At 62.7% G+C, this 8,738-nt stretch carries 11 protein-coding genes and 1 tRNA gene; 5 read left to right on the plus strand and 7 right to left on the minus strand.

What is annotated here, in order from left to right; all coding sequences use genetic code 11:
* The first annotated feature begins 74 nt into the window (after window positions 1–74).
* Window positions 75–841, plus strand: a protein-coding gene (locus tag B8784_RS13065) for an IS5 family transposase (protein ID WP_407646482.1) whose coding sequence is annotated in 2 segments (ribosomal slippage) — window positions 75–384 and window positions 384–841 — 768 coding nt in all. Because the reading frame shifts where the segments join, the coding sequence is not laid out codon by codon here.
* Here B8784_RS13065 and B8784_RS22080 read toward each other — a convergent pair.
* From B8784_RS22080 to B8784_RS21630, 4 genes are all read right to left on the minus strand, one after another.
* Window positions 838–966, minus strand: a complete 129-nt coding sequence (locus tag B8784_RS22080) for a hypothetical protein (RefSeq protein WP_267889989.1) — start codon at window positions 964–966, stop codon at window positions 838–840. The genes B8784_RS13065 and B8784_RS22080 overlap by 4 nt on opposite strands.
* A 96-nt stretch (window positions 967–1,062) precedes the next feature.
* Complete coding sequence (locus B8784_RS13070) at window positions 1,063–1,545, minus strand: hypothetical protein (protein WP_084398392.1); 483 nt, start codon at window positions 1,543–1,545, stop codon at window positions 1,063–1,065.
* Between the two features lie 64 nt (window positions 1,546–1,609).
* A complete protein-coding gene (locus B8784_RS13075) occupies window positions 1,610–2,041 on the minus strand; it encodes a DUF2147 domain-containing protein (RefSeq protein WP_158085678.1) in 432 nt (143 codons plus the stop codon).
* 396 nt (window positions 2,042–2,437) lie between these two features.
* Window positions 2,438–2,532, minus strand: a tRNA-OTHER gene (locus B8784_RS21630).
* A 354-nt stretch (window positions 2,533–2,886) separates the two neighbouring features.
* Here B8784_RS21630 and B8784_RS13080 point away from each other — a divergent pair.
* Window positions 2,887–3,840, plus strand: a complete 954-nt coding sequence (locus tag B8784_RS13080) for a DUF4238 domain-containing protein (RefSeq protein ID WP_158085679.1) — start codon at window positions 2,887–2,889, stop codon at window positions 3,838–3,840.
* Here the strand turns inward: B8784_RS13080 and B8784_RS13085 are convergent.
* Both B8784_RS13085 and B8784_RS13090 read right to left on the minus strand, forming a co-directional pair.
* Entirely contained in the window at window positions 3,837–5,078 is a 1,242-nt protein-coding gene (locus tag B8784_RS13085) for an argininosuccinate synthase (protein ID WP_084398395.1), read from the minus strand. The genes B8784_RS13080 and B8784_RS13085 overlap by 4 nt on opposite strands.
* Before the next feature lie 147 nt (window positions 5,079–5,225).
* The gene (locus tag B8784_RS13090; RefSeq protein WP_084398396.1) at window positions 5,226–5,477 is read right to left on the minus strand and encodes a GlsB/YeaQ/YmgE family stress response membrane protein; all 252 of its coding nucleotides are present in this window, start codon (window positions 5,475–5,477) and stop codon (window positions 5,226–5,228) included.
* 182 nt (window positions 5,478–5,659) lie between these two features.
* On the opposite strand from B8784_RS13090, the gene B8784_RS13095 reads away from it, so the two are divergent.
* A complete protein-coding gene (locus tag B8784_RS13095; protein ID WP_084398397.1) occupies window positions 5,660–6,421 on the plus strand; it encodes a vWA domain-containing protein in 762 nt (253 codons plus the stop codon).
* Between the two features lie 79 nt (window positions 6,422–6,500).
* Here B8784_RS13095 and B8784_RS13100 read toward each other — a convergent pair whose 3' ends face one another.
* Complete coding sequence (locus B8784_RS13100) at window positions 6,501–6,719, minus strand: hypothetical protein (RefSeq protein WP_143435474.1); 219 nt, start codon at window positions 6,717–6,719, stop codon at window positions 6,501–6,503.
* 152 nt (window positions 6,720–6,871) lie between these two features.
* On the opposite strand from B8784_RS13100, the gene B8784_RS13105 reads away from it, so the two are divergent.
* Window positions 6,872–7,570, plus strand: coding sequence for an HAD family hydrolase (locus B8784_RS13105; RefSeq protein ID WP_084398399.1), 699 nt, complete (start codon window positions 6,872–6,874; stop codon window positions 7,568–7,570).
* A gap of 245 nt (window positions 7,571–7,815) precedes the next feature.
* Window positions 7,816–8,736 carry a transposase gene (locus B8784_RS13110; RefSeq protein ID WP_084396516.1) on the plus strand — a complete coding sequence of 307 codons (921 nt, stop codon included), beginning with the start codon at window positions 7,816–7,818 and terminating at the stop codon, window positions 8,734–8,736.
* The last annotated feature ends 2 nt before the right edge of the window (window positions 8,737–8,738 follow it).

An 8,738-nucleotide genomic window follows, 5' to 3' on the forward strand; every position in this document is an offset into this window, starting at 1 on the left:
CTAGGTTCTGTACCCATAAGCGGGATTCCCATATTGGACGGGTCATGATTCACTTGCCTTGAAGGAGGTGTCTCATGGCCCGTTTTGATTTGAGCGATGCGGAGTGGGCGATCATTGCGCCCTTGTTGCCGAACAAGCCGCGCGGGGTGGCGCGGACCGATGACCGCCGGGTGCTGAACGGCATCTTCTATATTCTGCGGACGGGGTCGCCCTGGCGTGACCTGCCGGAACGCTACGGCCCTTACACGACGGTCTACAACCGCTTCAACAGATGGGCGAAGGCTGGCGTCTGGATCAATGTTTTCAACGCTTTGGCGCAGCAGAGCCCGGAATCCATGGCCTTCATCGACAGTTCTATCATCCGCGCCCACCAGCACGCCGCAGGCGGAAAAAAGGGGGGCCGGATCACGCCATCGGTCTCTCTCGCGGGGGACTGAGCACCAAGATCCATGCCGTGGTCGATGAGGCCGGCCTGCCCATCCGCCTGGCGCTCTCGCCCGGCCAGGCCAGCGACAAGGCCACCGGGGCCGCCCTGATCGCCAGCCTGAGGCAGGCCCGTCATGTCGTCGCCGACCGGGGCTATGACGCCCGTGCCCTGATCGAGCAGATCGAAGCGGCCGGGGCGGAGGCTCACATTCCCACCCAGCGGGACCGCAAAGTCCAGCGCTCAGTCGCAAGGGACATCTACCGCCAGCGCAATCTGGTCGAGCGATACTTCAACAAACTCAAGCACTTCAGACGATGCGCAACACGCTTCGACAAGCTCGCAAGGAACTTCCTCGCAGCCATCGCCCTCGCCTCAACGCGACTCTGGACCAGGGTTTATGAGTCCACAACCTAGAGCTCGCCCGGTTTCTTGCCTGCCTTCAGGACAAGCCAGACGACCAGCCCGATCATGATCAGCATCAGGCAGCCGAAACCGATCAGGGCGCCAATGGCCAGCGGATCGACGGTAAGATTGCCCATGGAGTGCCTCCCTCTTGCAGCCTCGCGCATCGACGCTCCGCCTCTCGCGGGCGCGCGGCAATCCGTAGGAATGCGTAGAGACGGGCGGTCTTGGGCCTAGCCCGCCGGGAATTCGTGGCGGCACCGTTTGAGCGGGCCCTCAACGCTCTCGTTCACACGGTCGGCCATGTCGCGATAGTCCTGCGGCCAGGCGGTGTTGTCGATCTTCGCGAAGGCGGCGGCCTGGGCCTCGACGCGCTCGCAGACACGTTTCGAGCGCACCCCGTCAATCTCGCCGAAGGCGCCCTGAAGCTGGGCCTGGATGGCGCCGCGGGCGAACCAGTAGAAATTGGCTTCATAGGGGCTTTGCGGCGCATAGTCCGGCTGGTCGAACTTGGCTTTCATCAGGTTGAGCAGCTCCGAACAGAGCTTCACCTGCTCCTCGGGCGTCACCTCTGTGTCTTCCCCGGCCTGGATGCAGACTTCGGCGGCCTGGAACCAGTAGCGACCGGCCGCTTCCGGATCGCGCGTCTCATCGGCCAGCGCCCCCGGCGCCATCAGGCCAAGGCCCGCCAGCCCGGCCAGAAACGGTTTCAGCATCGGCGTCTCCCCACACGTCGTTCGGGAAACAGGCTAGGCGAGCGCACCCGCGATGTCACGGCCTCTAGCCGCCGGTATATTCGCGCCACACCTGCGTCTGGCAGAAGGGGCCGACGCAGCCCTTCACCTGCAGGCGCCCATCCTCGAGCCGTTTCAGCCGCGAGGAATAGGTCTTGTCTTCCTTCGGATCGTAGATCTTGCCGCCGCGCCAGTCGCGCTTCTTCTTCTCGAAGCTGTGCAGCATCAGCAGGCCGAGCACCGGTTCACCCGCCTTGGTCTTCGCCGTTTCCGGCGTCTTGCCGTCGTCCAGCGAGTCCGGATCGATCCAACTGACCCGCCCGCACGGGCTGCCGTCGCCGCAATCCTCGATGGTCACCCGCGAGGTGCCTTCCTCGGTGAAGAAGGTGCCGAAGACATCGTGGCTGTCTGCTTGCGCGAGCGCGGGCAGGGCGGCGATGAGGACGAGCGCGGCGGCAAGGGCGGTGCGGATGGGCATGGGTGTCTCCTTCTGAGAACGCTTGCCCCTCATATGCCGGGAAGCCGGGGCCCTTGTCGATGGGGCTGGCTGTAAGGTTTGGGGGGAGGATAAAGGCCATCGCGGCTAAGGGCAGCGCCTGTGGCGTCCCCCCTCCGCCTGCCGGCACCTCCCCCGTGAACGGGGGAGGTGATCAGGACGCTTGGGGGGTGATCCTTTCTTCCCCCGCCTGCGGGGGAAGTGGCCCGCGAATGCGGGTCGAAGGGGGGAGCGATTGTCCCTTCGCAGGATTGAGAAGTGGACGGCCGCCGGGGAATCGAACCCCATTGCCCTGCCACTCCACCTTGGAAAGGGACCGCGATTGCAGCGCGGCATGGAGGCGGCGGCCGTTTTTGTTTGTGTGATCGCAAAGCGCCCTGGTGGGCTGCCGAGGAATCGAACCTCTCACCGTGGCCACTCCCTGTCTTGGTGAACGGGGCCGCGTTTACAGCGCGGCTGGGAGCAAGCAGCCCGGATCAGGCGTCAGCGATCGATTGTAAGGGTTGAAGACCATATGGCTCAGGTCGCGCCACCGATGGGGCGCGTCAGGGTGCTAGGAGCAACAATAATAGAGCGTCATATGTATCATGGAGCGGGGACATAGCGGGGTAGGGCAGGGGTGTCAACGCGGATTCGAAATGTGTGAGGCGCGGTGTTCAATCTGATTTCGCCGGTCAAGGGCGCTTCTCGTCCGCAGGAGTATACCCTTGACCGGCGAAATCAGATTGAAAGAGGCTGGCTATGGCTGAATGGCAGGATATGCCCATTCAGCCTTAAAGTTGACGATGCCGACTCAGTCTGCGGGCCACAGGAATAAGGAAATCTCGTTGAGTAATCCCAAGAAACATCACTTCGTCCCTCAGCAACATATCGAACGCTTCAAGAGCGAGGACGGCAAATTTTGGTACTATGATCGTGACAAGCCGCAGCGTGGAGTAGAGCACAGGGACGCCGCGTCAATATTTTACATTAGGCAGCACAATACCCTAGTTTCCTCCGACGGGAAGCGAGACTACTCGGTCGAGAAAGAGCTATCCAAGATCGAAGGTAGATACAAAGATATCGCCGACAAAGTTATAGATGATGTAGGCAGTGGAATTGCTCCGCAACTTAGTATGTCCGGTCGTAGATTCTTGCGAGAGTACATACTGCTTCAATGGCGACGCTCCCCCGACTTTCTGAAGCATGAGACGGCACCAGACAGCCTAGAAAAGTTGGCTATCGCATCAAGGGAGATAGAAAAATCTAGCGGAATATCGCTGACCATAAACGAAACTCGCATACTAGCCGAATACAGTTCTGGCCGCCGCGCGTTGGATGTAGAAGTTCTGACTGTTTTTCGAAAGATGACCGGTGATGAGTACTCGACGCTAAGCGATCAGCAGCTTGCTGCTCTATTGAAAGGGGGCGATGCCCAGAATGGAAGAAAAGCTGGTGAAGTGGCAGGTCGATACGAGCGCATTCCCGCCGTCTCGGACCGAGTGAATTCTATGCGAATGTGGTATGTTGCGCTTCCGCTAGGGCTTTCGTTTGTACTCGGAAGCCTGCCCGTGGCGTCCGTTTCTGTGCCAGGCCAAACTTCCGCTCATCCGCTCAGAGGAATAGTGTTTCCGATTACTTCGGGACTTGCAGTCGTCTTGGGATCGCCAAACGCACCCTTCAGCATGGAAGTTGTGAACGACAGACAATGGGTTCGGCAAGTCAACAGAACTATCGCTAGGATGTCGGGATCCTTCGGCTCCAGGTCAGAAAAGTTGACACAATCGCTGGCGCAAGCCTAATTCCGCCCCGTTTCCTTGTCCCGCCCGGCCAGAAGCCGCAGGCGCAGCGCGTTGAGCTTGATGAAGCCTTCGGCGTCTTTCTGGTCATAGGCGCCGCGGTCGTCCTCGAAGGTGACGATGCTTTCGGAATAGAGCGAGTAGGGCGATGAGCGGCCGACCAGGTGGACCCCGCCCTTGTAGAGCTTCAGGCGCACTTCGCCGGTGACATACATCTGCGAATGGTCGATGGCGGCCTGCAGCATTTCGCGCTCGGGCGCCCACCAGAAGCCGTTATAGATGCACTCGGCATATTTCGGCATCAGCTCGTCCTTCAGGTGCGCCGCGCCCTTGTCGAGCGTGGCCTGTTCGATGCCGCGATGGGCCGTCAGCAGGATGGTGCCGCCCGGCGTCTCGTACATGCCGCGCGACTTCATCCCGACAAAGCGGTTTTCCAGCAGGTCGAGCCGGCCGATGCCGTGCTTGCGGCCATATTCATTGAGCGCGGTGAGCAGCGTGGCCGGGCTCATCGCCTCGCCATTGATGCCGGTCGCGTCGCCCTTCTCGAACTGGACGGTGATGTATTCCGGCTCGTTGGGCGCGTCTTCCGGGTTCACGGTGCGCTGATAGACGAAGTCGGGGGTTTCCTCGGCCGGGTCTTCCAGCGCCTTGCCCTCGGAGCTGGTGTGGAGAAGGTTCGCATCGACGGAGAAGGGGGCTTCGCCGCGCTTGTCGGCGGGCACCGGGATGCCTTGTTCCTCGGCGAACTTGATGAGGTCGGCGCGGCCCTTGAAGTCCCAGTCGCGCCAGGGGGCGATGACGCGGATGTCGGGGGCGAGCGCGTAATAGCCGAGCTCGAAGCGGACTTGGTCATTCCCCTTGCCGGTCGCGCCATGGCAGACCGCATCGGCGCCGACGCGCTGCGCAATCTCGATCTGGCGCTTGGCGATGAGAGGCCGCGCGATGGACGTGCCGAGCAGGTAGACGCCTTCATAGACAGCATTGGCGCGGAACATCGGGAAGACATAGTCGCGCACGAAATCCTCGCGCAAATCCTCGATGAAGATGTTCTCTTCCTTGATGCCCATCTGCAGCGCCTTCTCGCGCGCCGGCTCCAGCTCCTCGCCCTGGCCGAGATCGGCGGTGAAGGTGACGACCTCGCAGCCGAACTCCGTCTGCAGCCATTTCAGGATGATCGAGGTGTCGAGCCCCCCGGAATAGGCGAGGACGACTTTCTTCGGCGGATTGGCAGGGCTGGCCATGGGGTATCATGCTCCGTTGGAACTGCAGGTCTGGTGTCGCGGCGCACCATATTCAGAAGCGCCGCCGGGGCAAGCGGGATTTCCGGCGCGGAAATGAAAACGCCCCGGCGTTCGGGCCGGGGCGTCTCGTGTCAGCTGTGTCTGCCGTCAGGCCCGTTTCACCAGGCTGATCAGGAAGAGCAGGATACAGGCGCCGAGGAAGGCGCCGAGCAGTGAGCCGAGTATGCCGCCAAAGGTGATGCCGAGCGCGCCGAAGATGGCGCCGCCGAGCACTGCGCCGACGATGCCGACAATGATGTTGCCGAGCAGGCCGAAGCCGGCCCCGCGCATGACCTGGCCGGCGAGCCAGCCGGCGACACCGCCGATAACGAGCCAGATGAGAATTGCGACCGGATCCATAAGGTCCTCCCTTTGCTTTTGTGCAGAACAAACCGGCGAGCGGACGCAATGGTTCCGGTCCGGCGCCCGAAGATGACCACCCTGTTACCCCAAACCCGCCCCCTCGCCGCCGCATTCGGGGCGCAGCCTTTTCCCATTGGGGCTCCTTAGGGTGGGGCTTCGAGGAGGAAGAGGAGACCATCATGATACGGACAATGATCCTGTCAGCCACGGCGGCCCTGGCGGCCTTCGGCGCGGCAGCCAAACCGGCCCCGGCGCCCGAGGCCACATCCGATCCCGTTGCTGGAGGACACAACGTGCAAAGCTATATCCTGCTCGACCGGACCGGGTCGATGTCGTCGATCTGGGACGAGGCGCTGTCCTCGGTGAACGCCTATGCCGCCGAGGTGGGCAAGGCCGAAGAGGGCGAGGCCGACGACCTGGAAACTGCCGTCACGGTGGCGGTGTTCGATGCCCAGGAGGGCCTGCAGTTCGACGTCCTGCGCAAGAATGTGGCGCCGGCCCAGTGGCAGGCCGTCAGCAATGACGAGGTCGCCCCGCGCGGCATGACCCCGCTCTTCGATGCCATCGGCCGGATCGTTGCCACCGCCGAAGCCGACAATCCGGAAAAGGCCGTCATCGTCATCATGACCGACGGGCTGGAAAACTCCTCGCGCGAGATCACGAAGGAGGGCGCGAAGGCCGCGCTCGACCGGGTCGAGGCGAAGGGCTGGGAAGTGGTCTTCCTCGGCGCGGAATTCGCCAAGTTCGATGACGCAGAAGGCGTCGGCATCTCGGCGCAGAAATCCATGGCGATGGGCGCCGGCACCATGCAGGAGTCGATGTCGCGCCTGGCCAAGAAGTCCCGCGACTATGGCAAGGGCGAGGAGGCCGACATCGTCTTCGATGCCGAAGACCGCGCCGTGGCCCAGGAAGAGGAAGTGAAACAGCGCAAGGGCGACTGACCGGGCTCCTCGTCGGATGCCCTTCGCGCGTGAGGCCCCCGCCTGCCCCTGAACAGGCGGGGGCTTTCGCGCGTCCGGTCTAGGGCTGTTCTTCCGGCCGGGTCGCCTGCCGGGCGATGCGGGCGGCGAACGGCCCGATGAAATACATGATGCACGGCACGATGATCACCGTCAGCACGAAAGATCTGAGCCAGAGCGACATGCCCGGCGCGAAATGCGCGAGCAGGAGCAGGCCGGCCGTGACGAGCACGAAGACCGACAGCCAGACGAGGAACAGGCGGATAAGCTGGAATTTCACGGGGCTGAGGTCCTCACGGCGTTGATGGCGATCACGGAGCTGCATAATCGTCAGCAGGCGCAGCGTCACCCCGCACAGGGTTCAAGCCCTCAAAAAAGAGAGGACGGAGTGGTGCATTGCGCAGGCCGGCCGCCGCGTGTACCTCCCCGGCCATGGCCCGCTCGATTACGACAATCGGCTTCGATGCCGACGATACGCTCTGGCACAATGAGAGCATCTTCCGGCTCACCCAGGAGCAGTTTCACTCCATGCTGGCCGATTATGCCGATCCGGGGCATGTCGGCGACAAGCTGCTGGCCGCCGAACGGCGCAATATCGGGCTTTACGGCTTTGGCGTGAAAGGCTTCACCCTGTCGATGATCGAGACCGCCATCGAGGTGACGGGCGGCAAGGTGCCCGCTTCCACGATCAAGGAAATCCTCGAGGCCGGCCGGGCGATGTTGTCTCATCCGGTCGAGACGCTGCCCGGCGTGCATGACACGCTGGAGGCGGTCGCTCCGGACTATTCGCTGATCCTGATCACCAAGGGCGACCTGTTCGATCAGGAGCGCAAGCTCGCCCAGTCGGGCCTCGGCGATTATTTCGACGGGGTCGAAATCGTGTCGGACAAGACAGCCGACGTCTATGCCCGCATCTTCGGCCAGACCGAAGGCGGCCCGGACGCGGCCATGATGGTCGGCAATTCGCTGAAGTCCGATGTCATCCCGGCTATCGAGGCGGGCAGCTGGGGCGTGCATGTCCCCCATGACCTGACTTGGGACCTGGAACATGCCGAGCCGCCGGAAGGCCAGGAGCGTTTCCGCCAGATCGCGACCATTGAGCGGCTGCCCGGCCTGCTGGAACGGCTCTGAAGCCCGCGCTCGTCCTTCGACCTCGCTCAGGGTGAGCGCTATAGCAGGCCGCTTCTTCAGGCCTCATCCTTGTCTGTTTGAAGTGTGCGATAGAGGGGTGGCAGGCGAGACCCCGTTCTCATCCTTGATTTGACGGATCGTGGCTCAGCCAGGGGCTCGCCTGCCGGGTACGACAGTTGTGTCGCCTGAACAGTTGCCAGGGGCGGTGACAGCCGACCCCGTATGACAAGGACAGGATTTTCTTCATGTCACACCCTGCTCTCGGCGTCGATATTTCCAAGACGCATCTCGATGTCTTCGATCCGCGTGACGGCTGCTTTCACCGGCTGTCCAATGATGCGGCAGGGCTCGATACCCTCTGTCTGCTGGCTCCCCCATCCATCGTCTTCGAGGCCACAGGCCCTTATGGCGAAGCGCTCGAACGGGCGATGAGCCAGGCTGGCGTGCGGATGTACCGGGTCAACCCGCGCCAGGCGCGCGAGTTTGCCCGCGCCTCTGGCGTGCTGGCCAAGACAGACCGTGTCGATGCCCGGCTCCTGTCGGCCATGGCCGGCCAGATCAGCCTGCCGGTGCACGTCCCACCCGCACCCGGCGTGCAGGTCCTGCGCGAGCTTCACGCCTACCGGCATGATCTTGTTGAAGCCCGAAAAGCCTGTCTCAACCAGCTCGAACGCTATCGCTGCGGCCCGCTGGTGCGGCGGCTGAAAGCCAGGATCGCAGGCCTGACCCGACAGATCGTCACCATGGACAAGGAGATCGCGGTCCATATCGAGGCCGATGACACCCTGGCTGGCCGGGCCCGCCTCATCGCCAGCGAACCGGGCGTCGGACCGGTCACAACCGCAGCCCTGCTCGCCTTCCTGCCAGAGCTCGGACACCTGGCCCGAAGACCCATCGCAGCCCTTGCAGGCCTTGCTCCCCATGCCCATGAAAGCGGAAGCTTCAGGGGAAAACGCCGGGTCTGGGGCGGGCGCGCAAGGGTGCGCGAAGCACTCTACCTCGCCGCCCTCTCAGCCTCGCGCCATCACCCAAGGCTCAAGCAGACCTACTGCGCCATGCGAACCGCTGGAAAACCTCCAAAGCTCGCCCTCATCGCTATCGCCAGAAAACTCCTCACAATCCTCAACGCAAAACTCAGAAAACATGACATCCAATACAGTTGCTGAGC

The sequence above is a fragment of the Henriciella aquimarina genome (assembly GCF_002088975.1).
Lineage (GTDB): Bacteria > Pseudomonadota > Alphaproteobacteria > Caulobacterales > Hyphomonadaceae > Henriciella > Henriciella aquimarina.